At 65.3% G+C, this 21,461-nt stretch carries 18 protein-coding genes; 7 read left to right on the forward strand and 11 right to left on the reverse strand.

Going from position 1 to position 21,461, the window contains the following annotated elements; genetic code table 11:
• Together AX735_RS13020 and AX735_RS13025 are read left to right on the forward strand one after the other, a co-directional pair.
• A partial coding sequence (locus AX735_RS13020) for a CoA pyrophosphatase (protein ID WP_066280863.1) occupies positions 1 to 510 on the forward strand: 510 nt, incomplete at its 5' end.
• Positions 507 to 1,703 carry a CCA tRNA nucleotidyltransferase gene (locus AX735_RS13025; protein WP_066280867.1) on the forward strand — a complete coding sequence of 399 codons (1,197 nt, stop codon included), beginning with the start codon at positions 507 to 509 and terminating at the stop codon, positions 1,701 to 1,703. The genes AX735_RS13020 and AX735_RS13025, both read left to right, overlap by 4 nt.
• On the opposite strand, the gene AX735_RS13030 is transcribed toward AX735_RS13025, so the two are convergent.
• The 3 genes from AX735_RS13030 to AX735_RS13040 all read right to left on the reverse strand — a co-directional run bounded on the left by AX735_RS13030 (position 1,704) and on the right by AX735_RS13040 (position 6,686).
• A complete protein-coding gene (locus tag AX735_RS13030) occupies positions 1,704 to 3,443 on the reverse strand; it encodes a putative bifunctional diguanylate cyclase/phosphodiesterase (protein WP_171007713.1) in 1,740 nt (579 codons plus the stop codon).
• 74 nt (positions 3,444 to 3,517) lie between these two features.
• Positions 3,518 to 5,830, reverse strand: coding sequence for a DNA topoisomerase IV subunit A (gene parC, locus AX735_RS13035; protein ID WP_066280870.1), 2,313 nt, complete (start codon positions 5,828 to 5,830; stop codon positions 3,518 to 3,520).
• Positions 5,831 to 5,924: 94 nt separating this feature from the next.
• Complete coding sequence (locus AX735_RS13040; RefSeq protein WP_066280872.1) at positions 5,925 to 6,686, reverse strand: crotonase/enoyl-CoA hydratase family protein; 762 nt, start codon at positions 6,684 to 6,686, stop codon at positions 5,925 to 5,927.
• A gap of 197 nt (positions 6,687 to 6,883) precedes the next feature.
• Between AX735_RS13040 and purC the strand changes: the two genes are divergently transcribed.
• The gene (gene purC, locus AX735_RS13045; RefSeq protein ID WP_023836390.1) at positions 6,884 to 7,663 is read left to right on the forward strand and encodes a phosphoribosylaminoimidazolesuccinocarboxamide synthase; all 780 of its coding nucleotides are present in this window, start codon (positions 6,884 to 6,886) and stop codon (positions 7,661 to 7,663) included.
• A gap of 133 nt (positions 7,664 to 7,796) precedes the next feature.
• A complete protein-coding gene (locus AX735_RS13050) occupies positions 7,797 to 10,778 on the forward strand; it encodes a M16 family metallopeptidase (protein ID WP_066280883.1) in 2,982 nt (993 codons plus the stop codon).
• Positions 10,779 to 10,780: 2 nt separating this feature from the next.
• Here AX735_RS13050 and AX735_RS25880 read toward each other — a convergent pair whose 3' ends face one another.
• Entirely contained in the window at positions 10,781 to 10,930 is a 150-nt protein-coding gene (locus AX735_RS25880; RefSeq protein ID WP_023836388.1) for a hypothetical protein, read from the reverse strand.
• 178 nt (positions 10,931 to 11,108) lie between these two features.
• Here AX735_RS25880 and purS point away from each other — a divergent pair, with 178 nt between their 5' ends.
• Together purS and purQ are read left to right on the forward strand one after the other, a co-directional pair.
• On the forward strand, positions 11,109 to 11,342 hold the full coding sequence (gene purS, locus AX735_RS13055) for a phosphoribosylformylglycinamidine synthase subunit PurS (protein WP_066280885.1): 234 nt from the start codon (positions 11,109 to 11,111) through the stop codon (positions 11,340 to 11,342).
• Positions 11,339 to 12,013, forward strand: coding sequence for a phosphoribosylformylglycinamidine synthase subunit PurQ (purQ, locus tag AX735_RS13060; RefSeq protein ID WP_066280890.1), 675 nt, complete (start codon positions 11,339 to 11,341; stop codon positions 12,011 to 12,013). Before purS ends, purQ begins: the two co-directional genes overlap by 4 nt.
• Here purQ and AX735_RS13065 read toward each other — a convergent pair whose 3' ends face one another.
• From AX735_RS13065 to AX735_RS13095, 7 genes are all read right to left on the reverse strand, one after another.
• Complete coding sequence (locus tag AX735_RS13065; RefSeq protein WP_446471814.1) at positions 12,014 to 14,365, reverse strand: putative bifunctional diguanylate cyclase/phosphodiesterase; 2,352 nt, start codon at positions 14,363 to 14,365, stop codon at positions 12,014 to 12,016.
• A gap of 372 nt (positions 14,366 to 14,737) precedes the next feature.
• A complete protein-coding gene (locus AX735_RS13070) occupies positions 14,738 to 15,154 on the reverse strand; it encodes a GFA family protein (protein ID WP_231750111.1) in 417 nt (138 codons plus the stop codon).
• Positions 15,135 to 15,542, reverse strand: coding sequence for an acyl-CoA thioesterase (locus tag AX735_RS13075; protein ID WP_066280892.1), 408 nt, complete (start codon positions 15,540 to 15,542; stop codon positions 15,135 to 15,137). Before AX735_RS13075 ends, AX735_RS13070 begins: the two co-directional genes overlap by 20 nt.
• Positions 15,542 to 16,042, reverse strand: coding sequence for a MarR family winged helix-turn-helix transcriptional regulator (locus tag AX735_RS13080; protein WP_066280894.1), 501 nt, complete (start codon positions 16,040 to 16,042; stop codon positions 15,542 to 15,544). Before AX735_RS13080 ends, AX735_RS13075 begins: the two co-directional genes overlap by 1 nt.
• Positions 16,042 to 18,333, reverse strand: a complete 2,292-nt coding sequence (locus AX735_RS13085) for a bifunctional salicylyl-CoA 5-hydroxylase/oxidoreductase (protein WP_231750112.1) — start codon at positions 18,331 to 18,333, stop codon at positions 16,042 to 16,044. Before AX735_RS13085 ends, AX735_RS13080 begins: the two co-directional genes overlap by 1 nt.
• Positions 18,333 to 19,244: a fumarylacetoacetate hydrolase family protein gene (locus AX735_RS13090; protein WP_066280899.1), complete on the reverse strand. Its 912-nt coding sequence runs from the start codon at positions 19,242 to 19,244 to the stop codon at positions 18,333 to 18,335. Before AX735_RS13090 ends, AX735_RS13085 begins: the two co-directional genes overlap by 1 nt.
• Before the next feature lie 48 nt (positions 19,245 to 19,292).
• Positions 19,293 to 20,417 (reverse strand): cupin domain-containing protein, encoded by a 1,125-nt coding sequence (locus AX735_RS13095; protein ID WP_066280905.1) that lies wholly within the window; start codon positions 20,415 to 20,417, stop codon positions 19,293 to 19,295.
• Between the two features lie 103 nt (positions 20,418 to 20,520).
• Here AX735_RS13095 and AX735_RS13100 point away from each other — a divergent pair, with 103 nt between their 5' ends.
• Positions 20,521 to 21,456 carry a carbon-nitrogen hydrolase family protein gene (locus tag AX735_RS13100; protein ID WP_066280913.1) on the forward strand — a complete coding sequence of 312 codons (936 nt, stop codon included), beginning with the start codon at positions 20,521 to 20,523 and terminating at the stop codon, positions 21,454 to 21,456.
• The last annotated feature ends 5 nt before the right edge of the window (positions 21,457 to 21,461 follow it).

Consider the following 21,461-nt stretch of genomic DNA (forward strand, 5'->3'; position numbering starts at 1 on the left):
GACCGGGGTGTGCACATTCCCGCCGCCGTGCTGATTGCGATCACCGACCGCCCGCAGCCGGGCGTCATCCTGACCCAGCGGCCCGATTATCTGCGCAGCCATCCCGGTCAGGTCGCCTTTCCCGGCGGCAAGATCGACCCGGAGGACGAGGACGCCATCGCTGCCGCGCTGCGCGAGGCTGACGAGGAACTGGGCCTATCGCCGGGAAATGTCCGCGTGATCGGCACCGGCGATGTCTATCGCAGCGGCAGCGGCTTTGCGATCACCCCGGTGCTGGGCGTCATCCCGCCCGATCTCAGCTACTCGCCCAATCCCGGCGAGGTCGCCGACTGGTTCGAGGTGCCGCTCGATTTCGTGCTCGATCCTGCCAATCACGCGCGGCATTCAACCTTCTGGAAAGGCGCGCAGCGCCAATATGTCGAGATCATGTGGGGGCAAAGGCGCATCTGGGGGGTGACGGCGGGGATCATCGCCAATCTGTCGCGGCGGCTGGAAGGCGTGCTGGCGTGACGCGGATCGATACTGAATGGACCCGGCGCGAGGACCTGCGCGCGATGCTTGCCGTGCTTGATGCCGAGGGTGATCGGTGCCGCTATGTCGGCGGCGCGGTGCGCGATGCGCTGCTGGGCATCGAGGCGACCGATATCGACATTGCCACCAGGCTGCTGCCCGAAGACGTGATCGCACGGCTGGAGGCGGCAGGCATCCGCACGGTGCCGACGGGCCTTGCGCATGGCACGGTGACCGCCGTGCTGCCGCGCGGCCCGGTCGAGATCACCACGCTGCGCCGTGATGTCACCACCGACGGCCGCCATGCCGAGGTCGCGTTTACCGATGACTGGCGCGAGGACGCCGCGCGGCGCGATTTCACGATCAACGCGCTGTTCGTCGATCCCGCGACGCTCGAGGTGACCGACTATTTCACCGGGCTTGAGGACCTGGACGCGGGGCTGGTGCGCTTTATCGGCGATGCAGGCGAGCGCATCCTCGAGGATCACCTGCGGATCCTGCGCTATTTCCGCTTTCACGCCCGGTTCGGAGGTGCGGTCGATGGCGAGGCCGTGGCGGCCTGTGCGCTGCATGCCGATCGGCTGAAAGCGCTGTCGCGCGAACGGATCGCGCGCGAACTGCTGTTGCTGCTGGGCGCGGCGGACCCGCTGGCATCGGCACGGCTGATGGCCGATGGCGGGATCTGGAAGGTCGTGCTGCCCGAAATGGCAGAGAATGGTCTCGACCGGCTGGCCGAATTGCTGGCGCGCGAATACGCGCTGGGAGCCGAGCGCAATGCGCTGCTGCGGCTCGCGGCGCTGCTGCCCACCGAGCCGCTGCTCGCCGATGCGGTGGCGGCGCGGCTGCGCCTGTCCAAGGCGCAGCGGCTGGCTCTGGCGCGCTTCGCTACGCCTTGGCCCGCCAGTGGCACGGCACGCCAGGTCGCGGCAGGTGTCCAGCCCGAGGAGCTGGTCGCCCCCTGGCTGCTGCTGCGCGCGCCCGATGCTATGCTGGCGACCGGGTGGCAGAGCCTGCAGGATTGGCAGGTGCCGGTTTTTCCGCTGGGCGGCCGCGACATCATCGCGCTCGGCATCCAGGCAGGACCGCAAGTCGCCAAGGCTCTGGGCGAGATCAGGCGCCGCTGGATTTTCGAGGATTTTCCAGAGGATGCGCGGCTTGCCGAGATTGCAGCCGAAGTCGCCGCCTCGGGCTGATCAGCCCATCCGTTCCATCATGAAATCATAGGCACGGCTTGCGGGAACCGGGGGCGAGTAGAAATAGCCCTGGCCGTAGGAGCAGCCGAGCGCCGCGAGCGTGTGCGCGATTTCCAGCGTCTCGATCCCTTCGGCGGTCGTTTCCATGTTGAGCGCCGAGGCGAGCGACAGGATCGCGCGGACGATCGCCACCTTGTCGCGCTCCTGCAGCATGTGCGTCACGAAGCTGCGGTCGATCTTGAGCACATCGATCGGTAGCTGCTGCAGATAGGCGAGGTTCGAATAGCCGGTGCCGAAATCGTCCATCGCCAGCGACACGTCGAGCGCACGCAGCGCGTTCATTACCTTGGCGGCGCGCGCGGGATCGCTCACCACCACCGATTCGGTGAGCTCGAGCATGATCCGATCGGGCCGGGTCTTGTTGGCGCGCAGGATGCCGGAGACCATGTTCGGGATATCGTCACGCGCGAACTGCGCCGCAGACACGTTGACGCTGATCTTCAGCGGCAGCTCCTCGCCCGCCTTCTTGTCCCATTCGTTCAGCACCTGGCAGGCGCGGTCGAGCGCCCAGCGACCGAGCGGCAGGATCAGGCCGCATTCCTCGGCGACGGGAATGAACTCGGCGGGCGAGATCATTCCGTAATCGGGGTCCTTCCACCGTGCCAGCGCCTCGAACCCGGTGACGAAACCATTGCTGAGATCGATCAGCGGCTGGAAATAGAGTTCCAGCCGGTCGAGCTCGATCGCCTTGCGCAACTCGGTTTCCAGCGTGAAGCGACGGCGCGCCTTGTCGAGCTCCTCGGGGGTGTAGATTTCCGCCTGGCGGGTCTGCTTGGCGCGCTTGAGCGCGATCTGTGCCTGGCGGATGTAATTGGCGCAATCCGCCTGACCCTGCTTGCTCAGCGCGATGCCGATCGCGCCATCGATCTGGATTTCGAGATCGGACAATCGATAGGGGTCGGCAAATACGGAGCGAATGCGGTTGGTGATCCGCATCAGTTCGCGCTCGTTGGTGCTGCGCAGCGGCACGAACAGGGCAAATTCATTGCCGCCGATCCGCGCCACGATATCGGTCTTGCGCATACGCCCCATCAGGCGCCGCGCGACGGTGATGATCAGTTCGTCGCCAACGATGCTGCCGGCGCATTCGTTGATTTGACTGAACCGCGCGATATCCAGCGTGAAGATCGCGAACGCACCCAGATTGCCGCGCCCCCCGGTCGGCGCCTCGGCCAGCCGGCTCTCGACCTCATCCTCGAAACCGGCGCGATTGGGGAGGCCCGTAAGGCTGTCGCGCATCGTTTCGCGGCGGAAGCTGTCATGCGTCTCGATCTCGCTGGTGCGGTCGATCAGGCTGACCAGGAAATGCGGCCATTCCATGCCGCGCAGGTCCATGCGCGCCACGGTAACGTCATAGCGACGCGGCTTGACCGGATCGTGCGAAGTCCAGGGCTTGACCGCCTTGCCACTGTCGTTGCGATGGGCGACGGAGACCAGCTCGGCAAGCAGACGCAGGTCGAGCCCGTTCGGATTGCCCGGCGCCAGTTCGCGCTCCACGAACGCGGGATTGGCCGCCATCAGCTCCAGATCCTCGCCCGCGCGCATGACGACCGCAGCGGGAATCGGCAGCGGATCGAGCGCGGCGGCCACCATCGGATGCGCGCGCGCACTGCCGAACGCGCCGGAACGATCCGGAACGCCCTTGCCGCGCGCTTTCGATGATGGGGTTGGACTTACCATGGTTAGCATCAGCTAACCGGGAAAGATGTAAAATTCACTTAAAGAATGGTCGAAAGCTGTTCGTGCAATCGAAATCAGCCATCGAACTTGTTGCTGCGGGGAAATCCATTCGGCGGAAGTCTTCCCGCCGCGCCTCGCGCCACGCGCCACAGCCCCATGTCCTTTTCGGTGCGTACGCGCCCGCTATCGCCGCCCATGGTCCAGCTGAGGCCTTCTTCGAGCCGGAAGGTCGTAGCGTCGGACAGCGATCCGTCGCGATAGCGTTGCAGCTGCACGCCCTGGCCGCGCGCCATCACCGGCAGCTCGGCGATCGGGAAGACGACCAGCTTGCGGTTCTCGCCGACCACCGCGACATGATCGGCGCTCGGCGGAACGGGGCGAATCACCATCAGCTTCACGCCGGCCTTGAGGTTCACCACCTGCCGGCCCTTGCGCGTTTCGGCGATCAGCTCCGCCATCTCGGCCAGGAAGCCGCGCCCGTTCGATGCGGCGAGCAGCAGCTTGCCCTGTGGATCATAAGGCAGCAGCGCCACGATCTGCGCCTCGTTCTCCATGTCGAGCATGCCGCGGACCGGCTCGCCGAAACCGCGCGCGCCGGGAAGCTTTTCCGCACCCAGCGTATAGAAGCGGCCATTGTCGAGCGCGAACAGCAGCTTGTCGGTGGATTGCGCGTGGAAGGCAAAGCCGGGGCCGTCGCCTTCCTTGAACTTGGTGAGCTCCGCCGCGCTGAGGTCCGCATGGCCCTTCATCGCCTTGATCCAGCCGCGCCGCGACATGATCACGGTCACCGGCTCGCGCTCGATCATCGCCTCGAGCGGAATTTCGCGCGCGGGCGCCGCTTCCTCGATCTTGGTGCGGCGCGCACCCAGCCGGCCCAGTTCGGTATTGCCCGAATAGAGCGCGCGCAGGGCCTTCAAATTCTTGGTCAGGCGCTGCTTCTGCAGCTTGGGATCGGCGAGCAGTTCCTCGAGCTCGGCCTGTTCGGCGATCAGTGCATCATGTTCGCGCCTGAGCTCCATTTCCTCGAGCTTGCGCAAGGACCGCAGCCGCATGTTCAGGATCGCCTCGGCCTGGCGGTCGGTCAGCTCGAACTCGGCCATCATCACCGGCTTGGGCTCGTCCTCGGTGCGGATGATCTCGATCACGCGGTCGAGGTTGAGATAGGCGATGATATAGCCGCGCAGCAGTTCGAGCCGCGCCGCGATCTTGTCCAGCCGGTGGCGGCTGCGGTTGACCAGGATCAGGATCTGGTGGCGCAGCCAGGATTCGAGCAGCGGCTTGATGCCCATAACCCCGGGCGTGCGTGTCTCGTCGAGCACGTTGAGGTTGAGCGGAAAGCGGATTTCGAGATCGGTCAGCCGGTAGAGGCTGTCCTTGAGTATATCGACATCGACATTGCGGCTCTTGGGCTCGATGACGAGGCGGATGGTCTCGTCCGATTCATCGCGGACATCGGCGAGGATCGGCAGCTTCTTCTCCGCGATCAGCGTCGCGATCTGCTCGATCAGCTTGCCCTTCTGCACCTGATAGGGAATTTCGCTGATGATCAGCTGCCAGGTGCCGCCGGGCAGCTTCTCGATGCCGGTCGGCTCCCAGTTGCCCTCGGCATCCCTGCCGGTCGAGTAACGCGCGCGCAGGCGGAACGCGCCGCGCCCGGTGCGATAAGCCTGGGAAATGCTCTCCGCGCTGTCGACCAGCACCCCGCCGGTCGCGAAATCCGGGCCCAAAAACACCGTCATGATGTCTTCATGCGTCGCTTCGGGCTTCTTGATCAGCAGCATCGCCGCATCGATGATCTCGAGGACGTTGTGTGACGGGATCGAGGTCGCCATGCCCACCGCGATGCCGCTGGCGCCATTGGCGAGCAGATTGGGGAACAGGCCCGGGAAGACCTCGGGCTCTTCCTCCTCGCCATTATAGGTGGGCTTGAAGGCGACCGTGCCTTCGTCCAGCCCCGCCATCAGCTCGATCGCGGTGCGCGTCAGCCGCGCTTCGGTATAGCGATAGGCGGCGGCGTTATCGCCATCGATATTGCCGAAATTGCCCTGCCCGTCGACCAGCGGATAGCGCAGCACGAAATCCTGCGCCAGGCGGACCATCGCATCGTAGACCGAGGCATCGCCATGCGGGTGATATTTGCCGATGACATCGCCGACGACACGCGCGCTCTTCTTGTAGCCACTCGCCGGATCGAGCTTCAGCTGCCGCATCGCCCACAGCAGGCGGCGGTGGACCGGCTTCAGGCCATCGCGCAGATCGGGCAGCGAGCGCGCGGTGATCGTCGAGAGCGCATAGACGAGATAACGGTCCGACAGCGCGCGGTCGAACGAGGTGTTCTCGATTTCGGGAATGTCGTCGCCGGAACCGGCGCTCGCCTCGTCTGCCATGCGTTGCGCCTAGCAGCGCCAACGCGCCAAGGCGAGAGGGCCAGCCCGGTTTTCTGGGGAAAATTTATCGCGAAAACGCCGCTGTGCCGGGCAATCAGAACGCGCCGTGCCGCCCCTTGCCCCCGGCAAAGCTCGCCGCGCCGGTCAGCGTCTCGCCGCTGGCGATCGTCTCACGCCCCAGCCTGGCCTCGAGCGCGATCGCCTCGGCCTCGGATAGCGACCATTGCGCGATCGCGCTGGCGCGATCATTGCGCAGGCATTGCTGCGGGAAGGCCGCGATCTGGCTGGCAAGCTCGACCGCGAGTTCGAGCGCGCCGCCGTGCCGGGTGACGCGGTTGGTGAGCCCCATTTCCTGCGCCTCTGCCGCGCCGACCTCGCGCCCGGTCAGCATCAGGTCCATCGCGCGCGCATGGCCGATCAGCCGCGGCAGGCGGATCGTGCCCATATCGACCAGCGGCACCCCGAAGCGGCGGCAGAAGACGCCCATCCTCGCGGTTTCCGCCATCACCCGCATGTCGCACCACAGGGCAATCTCCATGCCGCCCGCGACGGCAAAGCCCTCGATTGCGGCGATCACGGGCTTGGTCAGCTGCATCCGCGTCGGTCCCATCGGCGCCATGCCGCTATCGGTGACCGGGCGCTTGTCGCCCTCGCTCAGTGCCTTGAGGTCCGCACCTGCGCAGAAATGGCCGCCTGCGCCATGCAGGATCGCGACATGGACGCTATCGTCGGCATCGATGCGCTCGAACGCCTCGAACAGGGCCTTTGCCGTTGCCGCATCGACCGCATTGCGCCGTTCCGGCCGGTTGATGGTGACGATCGCCACCTGCTGCTTGTGATCGATCTTGACGTTCATCGGCCTCTCCTTCGGCACGTGCGGATCGGTGCGATGATCATCCCCCTGTCCGGTTTCCTGACAGTAAACATGCGCGCCCGGACAGCGCAATTGCGCCCGCGCACCCAAGTCGCTATAGGGGCGCTGAGAGACGCCCCGGCCCTGCGTGCATTGGTTGCCGCACCGGGGCGTCCTGCTTTCTATCGGAGATACGTGCCATGACCCGCCGCCGCCAGATTTACGAAGGCAAGGCCAAGATCCTCTATGAAGGTCCCGAGCCCGGCACGCTGATCCAGTATTTCAAGGACGATGCCACCGCGTTCAACGCCCAGAAAAAGGGCACGATCAACGGCAAGGGCGTGATCAACAACCGCATCAGCGAATATGTGTTCACGCGGCTGGCGCATATCGGCATCCCCACGCATTTCATCCGCCGCCTGAACATGCGCGAGCAGCTGGTGCGCCAGGTCGAGATCGTGCCGATCGAGGTGGTCGTGCGCAATGTCGCGGCCGGATCGATCTGCAAGCGTCTGGGCCTGGAGGAAGGCCAGCCGCTGCCGCACACGCTGATCGAATATTGCTACAAGGACGACAGCCTGGGCGATCCGCTGGTCGCCGAAGAGCATATCGCCTGCTTCGGCTGGGCGAGCCAGGAAGAGATGCAGGACATCTCGTCGATGGCGATTCGCATCAACGATTTCATGTGCGGCATGTTCGCGGCGATCGGCATCCGCCTGATCGACTTCAAGCTCGAATTCGGACGTCAGTTCGACGGCGATTTCTCGCGCATCATCCTGGCCGACGAGATCAGCCCCGATGGCTGCCGCCTGTGGGACATCGAGACCGGCGAGAAGCTCGACAAGGACCGGTTCCGCCGCGATCTGGGCGGCGAGGTCGAGGCCTATCAGGAGGTCGCGCGCCGTCTGGGCCTGCTCAATGAAGGCGGCGACAACGAGGTGCTCGATCTCGACAGCCACCGCCGCCGCAAGGGCAAGTAACCCGCCGGTTTTGCCCTCGAAAGCTTGACGCGTCCGTCATCTTGCGCGGGGTCTGACCCCGTGCAACATTTCCGCCACACAACAGCAAAAGTGGGTGGAGATGGATCGAGGCGGAAAGCTCCCAGGACCCGTGATGAAATCGGCGCTGGCTGGCATGGCCGCTGCCGCGCTTGCGCTGTTACCGGCCCCTCTCCTCGCCCAGTCCGCCCAGCCTACCGCCCCTGACGGCAGCACTGCCGCCACCCCCCTGCCGGTCCGCGAAGAGGCTGCGATCGCTGCCGCCTGGGGCTATGCCGCCAGCGATCTGACGCCCGATCCCGCCGTGCGCCTGGGCGTGCTGCCCAACGGCATGCGCTATGCCATCCGCAAGAACGCCACCCCGCCCGGTACCGCCGTGATGCGGCTGCTGATCGATGTGGGATCGACGGCGGAGAACGAGGACGAGCGCGGCCTTGCCCATTTCATCGAGCATATGGCGTTCAACGGCACCACCAACGTGCCCGAAGGCGAAATGGTCAAGATTCTCGAGCGGCTGGGGCTCGAGTTCGGCGCGGATACCAATGCGTTCACCAGTTACGACCAGACCGGCTATCTGCTCGACCTGCCCAATGTGAAGGCGGAGACGGTCGACACCGCGCTCTATCTGCTGCGCGAGACCGCGAGCGAGATCCGTTTCGATCCCAAGGCGATCGATCGCGAGCGCGGGGTGATCCTCTCCGAACTGCGGACCCGCGCCAATTACGCGCAGCGCAACCGCGAATCTTTGTTCGAATTCACCGTGCCCGGCACCCGCATCGCCACGCGCTCGCCAATCGGCGACAAGTCGGTGATCGAGACCGCGCCAGCCGAGCGCTTCCGCAGCTTCTACGAGCGCTATTATACGCCCGGGCGTAGCACGCTGGTGGTGGTCGGCGATGTCGATGTTGCCGAGATCGAAGCGAAGATCCTGGCGAGCTTCGGCAACTGGGAGGCAAAGCACGGCGAGGCGCCCGATGTGCCACTGGGCACGATCGATACCGCGCGCACCGACAAGGCGAACATCTTCACCCATCCCGCGATCGACGAGGTGGCCACCGTGCTGCGCTTCTCGCCCTATGTCGAGGAACCCGACAGCAAGGCGACCCGCCGCGCCAAGCTCACCCGCGCGCTGGCCTACAACATCGTCGGGCGCAGGCTGGGTCGGATCGCGCGGCAGGAAAATGCGCCGTTCGTCGGCGCCTCGGTCGGGCGGTCGGACGTGTACAGGATCGCCAACCAGTCGGTGCTCAATGTCGCGACGCGCGATGGCGAATGGCAGCGCGGGCTGGAAGCCGCCGAGCGCGAGCTGCGCGCGGCGCTGCGCTATGGCTTCACCAAGGCGGAACTCGCCGAACAGCTCGCCAATTTCACCACCGGCTATGAAAACGCGGTCCGCGGGCAGGATACGCGCAGCAACGACCAGCTCGCCGACCAGATCATGGGCATGGCCAAGGACGGGATGATCGTCACCACGCCCGAGAGCCAGCTCGAGCGCTTTACCGCGCTGCGCGATGCGCTGACGCCGAAGATGCTGCTCAAGGCCTTTCGCGAGGATTTCGGCACGCTCGACAAGCCGTTGATCCACCTGGCCACCAAGGTCGAACCGGCAGGCGGCGCGGACGGGGTGCGCCTCGCCTTCGTCCAGGCGCAGAAGACGAAGGTGGCCAGGCCCCAGGCGCGCGATGCGCAAGCCTTTGCCTATCAGGATTTCGGCAATCCCGGCACGGTCGTTGCGGACAGTCGAATCGAGGATCTCGGCATCCGCACCATCCGCTTTGCCAACAACGTGCGGCTGAACCTCAAGAAGACCGATTTCGACAGGAACCGCGTGCTGGTCTCGCTGCGCATTGATGGCGGCGATCTGCTCGCCTCGCGCGACAATCCCGAAGCGACCAGCCTGATGAACATCTTCGTCCGCGGCGGGCTGGAGGCGCACAGCCTCGATGATCTTTACTCGATCTTTGCGGGCCGTGCGGTGTCGCTGAATTTCGGCTCGGGCGAGGATTATTTCGGCGGTTATCTCGCGACCACGCCCGATGACCTCAAGCTGCAGATGCAGGTGCTCACCGCGTTCACCACCCATCCCGGCTACCGCAGCGAGGCGATCAACCAGTATCGCAGCTACCTGCCCAATTTCTATGCGCGGCTGAACGCGACACCCGAAGGCGCGATCGGCAGCCAGATCGGCGCGATCCTGTCGGACAACGATCCGCGCTTTTCGCTGGCCGACAAGGCGGTGTTCGAAAAGCTCACCTTTGACGACCTCAAGGCCGCGATCGGCGACCGGCTGGAAAAGGGTGCGATCGAGATCGGGCTGGTCGGCGATTTCGACGAGGAGCAGGCGATCGCCGCGGTTGCCGCGACCTTCGGCGCACTGCCCGAGCGCGAGGCCGAATTCCGGGACTATGACCAAGCCCGTACCCGCCAGTTCACCGCAAACCGCAGCCCGCGCGTGCTGCACCACAAGGGCGAAGCCGATCAGGCGATCGTCGAATTCTACTGGCCGACCACCGATGATCGCGATTATCGCGAGGACGTGCGGCTGCGCCTGCTCGCCGAGCTGCTGCAGATTAAGGTGACCGACCAGATCCGCGAGCAGCTGGGCGCCAGCTATTCGCCCGCAGCGCGCTCGTTCACCTCGTCCATCTATCCCGGTTATGGGTATATCCAGATCAGCACCAATGTCGCGTCGGCCGATGTCGAGAAGGTGTCGGAGGCGGTGCGCCATATCGCCGCTGAGCTTTCCGCCCCTGCCCCGCTGGCGGGATCGCCCTCGACACCCTCGCCGATCGCGGCCGACGAGCTGGCGCGCGCGCGCACCCCGATCCTGGAGAACATCGCCAACAGCGTGAAGAGCAACACCGCGTGGCTGGGTGTCGTCGACTCGGCGCAGAGCAAGCCCGCCAAGCTCGACCGGTTCCGCAGCGGCGGCACCGCCTTCGGCACGGTGAGCGCAGACGAACTGCTCGCCATGGCGCGCACCTATCTGTCGCCCGACCGCGCGCTGCTGGTCCAATCGCTCTATGAGGGCGCAGGGACGGGAACCGCGCTGGCCGCGCGCCAGTCGCCCGTCGCCGCCAACGCCGCGCCGCAATAGTTTCAGCTGCGGGTGCGGTATCCGCTGATGATGCCGAAGATGAACGACATGAACAGCGCGAGCTGGATGCGCCCGCCCGGGTCGCTCCAGCCCAGCAGCTCGTGGCCGAAGCCGAACAGTCCGATGAACATCGCCAGAGCCAGACCTGCCATGGTTTCCCCCCGCATATTTGCTCAACAAACGCTATGCCGTAGCGATTGACAGGGCTTTGTTAGGATAGGTTAACGCAGCCACCGCCTGGCGCGAACCATGTCTGCCGCGATGCACCCCCTTGCCCCTTTGCCGACGGACGCTATAGGGCAGGCCAGAAACCCAGCCAGGAGGACGCCGATGAAGGCCCGCATCCATGTGACCCTGAAAGACGGCGTGCTCGATCCCCAGGGCCGCGCGATTCATCACGCGCTCGAAGGCCTGGGCTTTGGCGGTGTCGAGGATGTCCGCGCCGGTCGGCTGATCGAGCTGACCCTGGCCGACAGCACCAGCGACGAGGATATCGACGCGATGTGCCGCAAGCTGCTCGCCAACATGGTGATCGAGAACTATCGGGTCGAGAAGGTCGCATGAAGTCGGCGGTCATCACCTTCCCCGGATCGAACTGCGACCGCGATCTCGCCGTCGCGATCGAGCGGGTGACGGGTCACGCGCCGATCCGGCTGTGGCATGGCGAGCAGTCGCTGCCGGAAGGGCTCGACCTGATCGGCGTGCCCGGTGGCTTTTCCTATGGCGACTATCTGCGCTCGGGCGCGATGGCGGCACGCTCGCCGGTGATCGGCGCGGTGGTCGAGGCGGCAGAACGCGGGGTTGCAGTGCTCGGCATCTGCAACGGCTTCCAGATCCTGACCGAAGCCGGGCTGCTGCCCGGCGCGCTGATGCGCAATGCCGGCATCCGCTTCGTCTGCCGCACGGTCGGCCTGACGGTCGAGAATGCCGAAAGCCGCTTCACCAGCCTGTATCAGGCGGGCGAGACGATCCGCATCCCGGTCGCGCACCATGACGGCAACTATTTTGCCGACGAGGCGACGCTCGACCGGATCGAGGGCGAAGGCCAGGTCGCGTTCCGCTATGCCGAACCGGTAAACGGCTCGGCGCGCGACATTGCTGGCGTGCTCAATGCGAAGGGTAACGTCCTCGGAATGATGCCGCACCCAGAGCGGGTGGTCGAGGCGCAGCACGGCAATACCGATGGTGCGCGGCTGTTCGAAGGCCTCGCCCGCGGGGTGCTCGAACGCGCCTGATCAGCCGAACATCGCGGTCTGCTGCCCGCCGAACAGGCTCTGCACATCGTCGGCGGTCATCGGGCGACCGTAGAAATAGCCCTGGATCTTCTTGCAGCCGAGCTCGCGGATGACCTGCACCTCGTGTTCGGTTTCCGCGCCCTCGGCGGTGGTCGACATGCCCAGGCTTTCCGCCATCGCCACCACTGCGCGGATGATCGCGATGCTTTCCTGCGCGCCCCTCGCCGCGCCCTGGACAAAGCTGCGATCGACCTTGATCGTCGAAAAGCGGGTCTTGCTGAGATAACCGAGCGCCGAATAGCCGGTGCCGAAATCGTCGAGCGACAGGCCGACCCCGAGCGCGAGGATCTGGTCCAGCGTCTCGCCCGCACGGCTGCCTTCGCGCAGAAACACGCTTTCGGTCACCTCGAGCTCCAGCCGCTGCGGCGCCAGACCGGTTTCCGACAGCGCCTCGACCACGGTTTCGACAAAGTCCGGCTCATACAGCTGTTCGGCCGAGACATTGACCGCGACGCGGACATTGGCCGGCCAGGTCACCGCCTCGCGACAGGCGCGGTGCAGCACCCAGTTGCCGATCGGCACCACCAGCCGGGCGTCTTCGGCCAGCGGGATGAAGCGCGCCGGCGAGACCTGGCCGAATTCCGGATTGGTCCAGCGGATCAGCGCCTCGAACGCGACCAGGGATTCGCTGGCGGCATCGACCACCGGCTGATAGGCTAGCGAGAACTCGTCCTTTTCGAGCGCCTTGCGCAGCGCAATCTCCATGACGCGGCGTTCTTCGGCATGGCTGTGCAGCTTGGGCTCGTACACATTGTGACGGCCGCCGCCCTCGTCCTTGGACCGATAGAGCGCCAGATCGGCGCTGCGCATCAGCGTCTCGACCGTGCGGCCGTCGCGCGTGCCGGTGGCAGAGCCGACGCTCGCGCCGATGAACAGCGTGTGCTGGTCCACCTCATAGGGCCGCGACAGCACGTCGATGATGCGGCCCGCAAGGTCCGAAATGCGCTGCCCGTCACCGGTATCGCGCATCACGACCGCGAACTCGTCACCGCCCAGACGGCCGCACAGCTCGTCCTTGCCCATCAGCGAGCGCAGCCGCAGCGACACCTGCGCAAGCAGCCGGTCGCCGACCAGATGGCCGAGCGTATCGTTGACCGACTTGAACCGGTCGAGATCGATCATCAGGAAGCCGCAGCGGCAATTCCACTGTTCGCATTCCTTGAGCGCACGATCGAGCGCCTCAGTGAGCTGGAGGCGATTGGGCAGGCCGGTCAGCGCGTCGAACCGGGCGAGGCGCGCGATCTTCTCAGCGCTTTCGCGACTTTCGGTGACGTCCGAGCCGACCCCGCGGAAACCCATGAACGTGCCGTTGTCGTCATAGCGCGGCGAGGCTGACAGTTCCCACCAATAGGTCTTCTCCTCGCCGTGCACCTTGACGACGAGGTTCGAGAAGCTTTCGCGCTTTGTCAGCTTGTCCGACAGGATATGCAGGCTGGGGGCAAGATTGCCGCTCTCCCAATGCTTGCCGGCGATCAGCTGGGTCAGCGGCATGCCCTCGATCTCGCTCGCCTCGCGGCCGGCGGCAAAGGCAAAGCGCGGGCTGGCGGCGACGATCCGGCGCCCGGCGTCGATCTGCCACAGCCAGTCGGCATCGCCTTCCTCGAATTCGCGCAGCAACAGGCTGACCACCTCGTCCTTTTCGGCAAGGCCCTGCTCGGAGAATTTGAACATCAGATAGGCGCGCGCATTCTCGAAGCCCGACAGTGCGAGCAGGATCGAGAAGCAGACAATCGCCCCGACCGTGACGATATTCTCGCCCTGCCAGAAGGCGATCACCGATGCTCCCATCAGCACCAGGTTGAACACGAAGGCACCGAGCGGCAGCGCGTTAAGCAGCAGCGTGCCGCCGACCACCAGCGCGGCCAGGATTGTCCAGACCGCAGCGAGTTCCATCTGGGTCGCCATCGGTGCGAATACCAGGATCGGCACGCACCAGACAAAGGCGATCAGGCTAGTTGCAGCGACCAGCTGAAGCACGAAACGGCGGGCGACATGATCGTGATTGACCATGCCGCTGTGGCGGTAAAGCACGGTGGGAAAATACAACGAGGCGCCCAGCATGCCCATCCATCCAGCCAGCTGCCAGAGCGGCACGAAACCGCTGAACAGCTGGCAGACCATCAGGCCAAGGACGAGATTGGTGACCACGCGCAAAATGGCATAGCGGGCCAGTCCGGTATATTGGATCGCGCGGAAATGATCCCAGTCGCCCTCGGGAGGGTCGCACAGGCCGAGAAGGGCCATGACCGGCAGGTCGCGCGCGGTCGAGGGTTTGGCGGGGGTCTTGCTCACCCGGGCGACATAGCGAAACAAAGTTAGCGAAGGGTAACCGGTAAAGACGGTTTCGCAGCCGGGCCATGCAGGGATTTGAAGGATATGATCGGGGCACCTTGCCTGCAACCGGCGTTGATCCGCAGGTTGCAGGCCTTGGCGAACTGGCCTGCTGCCGCACTCGTGCGGCCGCGTCTCAGATCAGATGACGGCCAGCATGATCACGGCGCTGCTCACGAAGGCAGCGGCCAGATTGAATGCAATACGCATGACGAACTCCTGACGAACTATGGAATTGGCCGCGCAGACATCCTGCTCTCTGTCAGGGTACTTAGGTCATAATTGCTGTCCTACAAGTGCAATTGATTCGCATGCACTTGCACAAAACGCAATTCAATCATCCGTCAGGGCAGCGCGCGCTGCCTCCCAGTTTCGCCCGTCGAACGCTTCGGTTTGCGCCTCGACGCCGTGCCCGTCGTCAAGGCAGCGATAGTCGACCGACCAGCTATCGGGGTGCGATCGCGGCTGGTAGAAGCTGCGGATTCCGCAGGTCCGGCAGAACAGATGCTCGGCAGTGCCGGTGCCGAAACGATAGCTGGTGAGCTGGTCCTGGCCGGAAATCAGTCGGAAATGGTCGTGCGGAACGATCATGTGCAGAAAGCCGGTCTTGGCGCACATCGAGCAGTTGCACGCGAGCAGCTTCACGTGCGCTTCGACATCCGCCGCGAAGCGAACGGCACCGCAATGACAGCCCCCCTGCACCGTGACAGGAGGCCCGAGCTTCTCGCCTTCAATCGACCGTTTCGACAAGCATCCGCGCCCTGATATCGTCTGGCCAGGCAATCGCGCTGGCCTTCACAAGGTCCATGCATACCAGAGTGGCCGAGGCCCGCAACCGCGTCTCCTCGCCGCAGCGCACGGCATAGCGTACCGCGCAGGAGGATCGCCCGACCTTTTCGACCGCCAGATCGATCGACAGCAAGTCGCCCAACCGGCTGGGCACGGCAAAATCCGCCTCCAGATGCACGGTCGGAACGCCGATCTGCCGGTCGAGATGCATGGTCTTGAAATCGACCCCCACGATATCGGCGAAATATTGCTCGACCGCGGCGTTGAGCATCTCGAAATAGCGCGGATAGAAAACGATGCCCGCTGCGTCGACATGGGCGAAGCGCACCGGCAGTTGCAGCACCTGCATCAGCGTTCCTCCGACTGGTCGAGCGAGCCACGCAGCACGGCGAGCAGCCTGTAGAGCTGGTCGCGATCGTCAGCGCCGATCCCGGCGAACATTTCTTCGACCCAGCCGTGATGCTCGCGGGCGACGGTGGCGAAGTGCGCGCGCCCCTCGTCGGTCATCGTGACAATCGAACTGCGCCGGTCATGTTCGGGCTTGATGACCGACACATGGCCCAGCTTGGCCAGCTGCTGGACCACCGCCGTGACATTGCCGTTCGAGACCAGCAGCCGCTGCGACAATTCGGTCATCGCCAGCCCGCCCGGCTCTCGCTCGAGCGCGGCGAGCACATCGAAGCGCGGCAGCGTGGTGTCGAACTGCTCGGCCAGACGCCGCCGCAGCCGCTTTTCCGCGATGGTGGTGCAGCTGAGCAGCCGCAGCCAGAGGCGCAGGTTGGGATTGGGCTGGGCTTCGGATGCGCCGTGCACGTCCCTCTCCTGCCCTGCCTGGAATGCCGTTGCCATCAGGCCTGCACCGTAACCGCGCGGCTGTTGCGGAGCAACTGTTCCTGCCCCAGCCGATAGGCATCGTGCGCGCGCAGCCCCTTAAAGCCTGCTGCGGCCGCCGCGTGCAGCGTCCAGGCGGGGTCGGCCAGATGCGGGCGACCCAGCGCGACCAGATCCGCCCGGCCTGCCACCAGGATCGAGTTGATCTGGTCGGCATCGGTGATGTTACCCGCGACAATGGTGGGGCATCCCGCCTCGTTGCGCACCTGGTCGGACAATGGCGCTTGGTACATGCGGCCATAGACCGGGCGCGCGGCCGGCGAGGTCTCGCCTGAGGACACGTCGATGATATCGGCGCCGGCGGCCATGAACGCGCGTGCGATCTCGACCGCGTCCGCGCCGGTGATTCCGCCTGGCACCCAGTCGTGCGCGGAAATGCGGACCGAAAGCGGCTTGTCCTGCGGCCAGACCGCGCGCACCGCTTCAACCACCGAGAGCGGGAACACCAGCCGCGCTGCCAGATCACCGCCAAGGGCATCGTCGCGATGGTTGGTCAGCGGGCTGATGAAGCCGGACAGCAGATAGCCATGGCCTGCCTGGATCTCGATCAGATCGAACCCCGCCCGGTCAGCGCGCAGCGCTGCATCGACAAAGGCGGCGCGGATCGCCTCCATGCCCGCAGCGTCGAGCGCGGCAGGCGTCGCATATCCTTCCGCCCAGGGTTGGGCGCTCGCGGCAACCAGCGGCCAGCCAGCATCGCCCAGAGGCTTTTCGCCCTGCGACGGAACCGATACCGCACCGCGCGCGCCGGCATGACCGATCTGCACGCCGATCGCGCTGCCCGCCGCGTGCGCGAAGTCGACGATGGACGACCAGCCATCGGCCTGTTCGTCGGTCCACAGGCCCGGACACGCCGGCGTGATCCGGCCTTCGGGCGCGACGGCGCACATTTCGGTCATCACCAGCCCTGCACCGCCCAGCGCACGCGCGCCATAATGCACCAGGTGGAAGGCGCCGACGCGCCCCTGATCGTCGGCCTGATAGGTCAGGACCGGTGCGACGACGACGCGGTTGGCCAGCGTCAGACCGCGCAGCCGGAAGGGCGTGAACATCGGGGGTGCCTGGGTGTCGCCCTGCGCGTGGCTTGCAAACCAGCTTTCCACCTCGGCCAACCATTGCGGATCGCGCAACGCCAGATTGGCGTGGCTCACCCGCTGCGAGCGGGTCATCAGCGAATAGGCAAATTGGATCGGCGGGAAGTCGATATAGCGGTCGAGCGTCTCGAACCATTCGGTCGAGTTGCGCGCCGCATTCTGGATCTTGAGCACCTCGACCCGGCGCTCCTGCTCATATTCGCCGAGCGCCTCGGCCAGCGCCTCGCGGCGATCGAGGCCGGGCCGGTCGAGCACCGCCGCCAGCTTGATCGCGTCTTCCAGCGCCAGCTTGGTACCCGATCCGATCGAGAAATGCGCGGTGTGCGCGGCATCGCCGAGCAGCACGACATTGTCGAACGACCAGCGATGGCACAGCACCCGGCGGAAATTGATCCAGGCCGCCGAGCCGCGCAGATGCGTGGCGTTGCTGATCAGCGGATGGCCCTGAAGATGCCGCGCGAACAGCCTCTCGCACGCCGCGCGCGCCTCGTCCGGCTCCATCGTGTCGAAGCCGAGGCCCGCCCAGGTGCTTTCCGAACATTCGACGATGAAGGTCGAATGCGTGTCATCGAAACGATAGGCATGCGCCCAGACCCAGCCGGCCTCGGTCTTTTCGAAGATGAACTCGAACGCCTCGAACAGCCTTGTGGTGCCCAGCCAGATGAACTTGTTGGCGCGCACCTGGATATCGACATCGAACCGTTCGGCGTAAAGCTCGCGCACCCGGCTGTTGATGCCATCGGCGGCGACGACCAGGTCGTAATCGGTCCAGGCCTCGATCTCGGGCGAAAACTCGGTCTCGAACACCAGTTTGACGCCGAGCTCGCGCGCCCGCTCCTGCAGGATGACCAGCAGCCGCTTGCGCCCGATGCCGATAAAGCCGTGCCCCCCGGAGCGGATGCGCTCGTCGCCGACCACCACATCGACATCGTCCCAGTGCGCAAAGCTGTCCGCGATCGTCGCAGCGCTCACAGGGTCATTGGCACGCAGATTGCCCAGCGTCTGGTCGGAAAAGACCACGCCCCAGCCGAACGTGTCGCCTGCCTTGTTGCGCTCGAACACGGTGATGTCGTGCGCAGGATCGCGCAGCTTCATCGAGATTGCGAAATACAGGCCCGCCGGTCCGCCGCCCAGGCACGCGATGCGCATCGCCATTACACCGCCACCACATTATGCCGCAGGAGGCCGATGCCCTCGACCGCGCATTCGACGACATCGCCCGGCCACAGGAATTCCTGCGGCGTGCGGCCTGCCCCCACGCCCTCGGGCGTGCCGGTGGCGATGATGTCGCCCGGCTCCAGCGTGATGCCGACCGAGATGTCGGCGATCAGCTCATCGACCTTGAACAGCATCTTGGCGGTGTTCGACCGCTGCTTCTCGACGCCATTGACGGTCAGCCACAGGTCGAGCGTCTGCGGATCGGGGATTTCGTCGGCGGTGACGATCACCGGACCCATCGGGGCATAGCCGTCCTGGCCCTTGGAGTAGATCCACTGACCCGCGCGGCGGCAATCGCGCGCGCTCATGTCGATGAGCACGGTATAGCCGAACACATAGGCCAGCGCCTCTTCGCGCGCGACGCGCTTGGCGCGGGTGCCGATGATCGCGGCGAGTTCGACCTCCCAGTCGAGCTGCTGGGTGACATTGGCATCGTGCGGGATCGGGTCGCCCGGGCCGATCACGCTGGTCGGCGGCTTGGAAAAGATCACCGGCTGGCGCGGCAGATCGGGCGAGGTGTCGAGCGCGGCGGCGGATTCGGCGACATGGTCGATATAGTTGAGCCCGATGCCGAAGATGTTCTTGCGCGGCCGCGGGATCGGCGCGAGCAGCCTCACATTGGCCAGCGGCTGCGCGGTGCCGAGCGGGAATTCGCCGTCCAGCTCCGCCAGCAGCGCCGAGGCGATGCGCACCGCTTCCGGCCCCAGATCGATGAATTCGAGCATCGACGAAGGCAGCGGCACGCCCGTGGCATCGCCGAGCAGCTCCAGATCGACCACCAGCGAACCGGCAATCGCCCCCAGCCGGGCGGGCGCTTCGACAGTGGCACGGAAGGTAACGAGACGCATGAGGCAGATCCTTGGACTGAAAGGGAGGAAAGACGGAAGAGCGGTCGGTCAGCCAAGGATCGGCTGATGCCCGCCATTTTCGGCCAGCGCTTCCTGCCGATAGAGGCCGAGCGCGCGCATCACCGGCAGGTCGTGGAACGAGAACAGGCATGCATCCTCGCTGTCCGATCCGTTGACATGCTCGTGGAACATCCAGCTCGGCACAACGAAGATGTCGCGCTCCTGCCAGTCGAAACGCTGGCCGTTGATGATCGAATGGCCTGAACCCTTGGCGCACTGATAGACGAAATTGCCAACCTCGCGGTGCGCGCGGGTGCGCTCGCCGGGGCGCAGCATCTGGATCGACGCGCCGATGGTGGACATCACCGCACCGCCGGTCAGCGGGTTCATGTAATCCATATGGATGCCGTCATAGGGGCTGCCGTCGCTGACCGAGGCATAGCGCTGCAACGCCTCGTAGGTCGGCTCCCATTCGTATTTGAACAGCGGCGAATAGCGCTTCGACCAGTCCTGCCCCGCCGGGCGCAACCCCGCGCCGGCCCAGGTCGCGGTGGAATCGTCGACCGGATAGGTCACCGCCTGGTTGAGATCGGGGTGCACCTCGTAGAAATTGGCATCGAGCGCGTTCATCAGCGGAATGTCGAGCCCGTCCTGCCAGATGCACGGCGTTCCACCTTCCGCAACACCATGCTCGTGCCAGGTGCCGTTGGGGGTGAGCACGAAATCGTTGCGCCGCAGCGTCATCTTGTGCCCGTCGACATTGGTGAAGGCGCCCTCGCCCTCCATGATGAAGCGCAGCGCCGAGGCGCTATGGCGATGGCTCGACGCGCATTCGCCCGGTGCCATCACCTGCAGCCCCGAATAGAGCCAGCCGACGGCGGCCACGACATCCTGCCGCGCCGGGTTGGCGAGATAGACCACGCGACGCCCGGCCTGTTCGGGGGTCACCAGCTCGAGCGCGCGCATCACCCGGTCGCGAAGGTCGTTGTAGCGCCAGATGATCGGGACCGAAGGCGAAGCCGGCTCCCATGGCTCGATCTTGTTGGCGACGGTCCACAGCGCGCCGGTTCCCAGCTCCTCGAGTTCGCGATAATAGCGAACCAGCTCCGGCGTGTCGGTGACATTGGCCCTGCCTGCCACATCCTCGCGATACTGGTCATAGGTCGATGCCATTGCCGATTCCTCCGCTCGAGATATTTGAAGGTTAAAACTTTAAGCTTGAAACGTCAATCGCCCGAGTTATTCTGGCGGCGAGATTTTTTGGAGAAGCGCGACGATGGCGAGATACAAGGCAGCGGTGGTCCAGGCGGCGGCGCATCCCTTTGACCCGATGGCATCTGCGGCCAAGGCGGCAGCGCTGATCCACGAAGCGGCGGCGGCAGGCGCGCGGCTGGCGGTATTTCCCGAGGCCTTTGTCGGCACCTATCCCAAGGGCGCATCGTTCGGCACGCCGGTCGGTATGCGCAAGCCCGAGGGTCGCCGCGACTTCCAGCGCTATCATGAAGGCGCGATCGCGCTCGACGGGCCCGAGGTCGCAGCGATCGCCGAGGCGACGGCGGAAACCGGGCTGTTCGTCGTCATCGGCGTGATCGAGCGCGACGGCGGGACGCTCTATTGCACCGCATTGTTCTTCGACGGCGCGGCCGGGCTGGTCGCCAAGCATCGCAAGCTGATGCCCACGGGGGCCGAACGACTGATCTGGGGCTTTGGCGACGGTTCGACCATGCCGGTGCTCGACACGCCGCTGGGTAAGGTGGGCGCGGTGATCTGCTGGGAGAATTACATGCCCGCGATGCGCATGGCGATGTACGCCAAGGGCATATCGATCTGGTGCGCGCCGACGGCCGACGATCGCGACGGCTGGCTCGCCTCGATGCGGCATATCGCGCTGGAGGGGCGCACCTTCGTGCTATCGGCCTGCCAGCACATCACCCGCGCCGCCTATCCAGCGGAATACGACTGCGCGCTCGGGGACGATCCGGACACCGTGCTGATGCGCGGCGGAAGCTGCATCATCGGTCCGCTAGGCGATGTGCTCGCCGGGCCCGATTATGCAGGCGAGACGATCCTCTATGCCGAGATCGACACCGAAGAGGTGGTGCGCGGCAAGTATGATTTCGATGTGACCGGCCATTATGCCCGGCCCGACATTTTCAGCCTGACCGTCGACGAGCGCCCCAAGACCTGCGTCGTCCGCACCGTCGAGGATTGAGCCGC

The sequence above is a fragment of the Blastomonas sp. CCH1-A6 genome (assembly GCF_001556365.1).
In the GTDB taxonomy this organism is placed as follows: domain Bacteria; phylum Pseudomonadota; class Alphaproteobacteria; order Sphingomonadales; family Sphingomonadaceae; genus Blastomonas; species Blastomonas ursincola.

Excerpts from the sequence above, each read along its gene's own strand:
- AX735_RS13040 (WP_066280872.1), bottom strand. The coding sequence starts at position 6,686 with ATGAACGTCAAGATCGATCACAAGCAGCAGGTGGCGATCGTCACCATC.
- purC (WP_023836390.1), top strand. The coding sequence starts at position 6,884 with ATGACCCGCCGCCGCCAGATTTACGAAGGCAAGGCCAAGATCCTCTAT.
- AX735_RS13095 (WP_066280905.1), bottom strand. The coding sequence starts at position 20,417 with ATGGCATCGACCTATGACCAGTATCGCGAGGATGTGGCAGGCAGGGCC.
- AX735_RS13090 (WP_066280899.1), bottom strand. The coding sequence starts at position 19,244 with ATGCGTCTCGTTACCTTCCGTGCCACTGTCGAAGCGCCCGCCCGGCTG.
- AX735_RS13075 (WP_066280892.1), bottom strand. The coding sequence starts at position 15,542 with ATGCAGGTGCTGCAACTGCCGGTGCGCTTCGCCCATGTCGACGCAGCG.
- parC (WP_066280870.1), bottom strand. The coding sequence starts at position 5,830 with ATGGCAGACGAGGCGAGCGCCGGTTCCGGCGACGACATTCCCGAAATC.
- AX735_RS13080 (WP_066280894.1), bottom strand. The coding sequence starts at position 16,042 with ATGGCAACGGCATTCCAGGCAGGGCAGGAGAGGGACGTGCACGGCGCA.
- AX735_RS13100 (WP_066280913.1), top strand. The coding sequence starts at position 20,521 with ATGGCGAGATACAAGGCAGCGGTGGTCCAGGCGGCGGCGCATCCCTTT.
- AX735_RS25880 (WP_023836388.1), bottom strand. The coding sequence starts at position 10,930 with ATGGCAGGTCTGGCTCTGGCGATGTTCATCGGACTGTTCGGCTTCGGC.
- AX735_RS13030 (WP_171007713.1), bottom strand. The coding sequence starts at position 3,443 with ATGGTAAGTCCAACCCCATCATCGAAAGCGCGCGGCAAGGGCGTTCCG.
- purS (WP_066280885.1), top strand. The coding sequence starts at position 11,109 with ATGAAGGCCCGCATCCATGTGACCCTGAAAGACGGCGTGCTCGATCCC.
- AX735_RS13050 (WP_066280883.1), top strand. The coding sequence starts at position 7,797 with ATGAAATCGGCGCTGGCTGGCATGGCCGCTGCCGCGCTTGCGCTGTTA.
- purQ (WP_066280890.1), top strand. The coding sequence starts at position 11,339 with ATGAAGTCGGCGGTCATCACCTTCCCCGGATCGAACTGCGACCGCGAT.
- AX735_RS13085 (WP_231750112.1), bottom strand. The coding sequence starts at position 18,333 with ATGGCGATGCGCATCGCGTGCCTGGGCGGCGGACCGGCGGGCCTGTAT.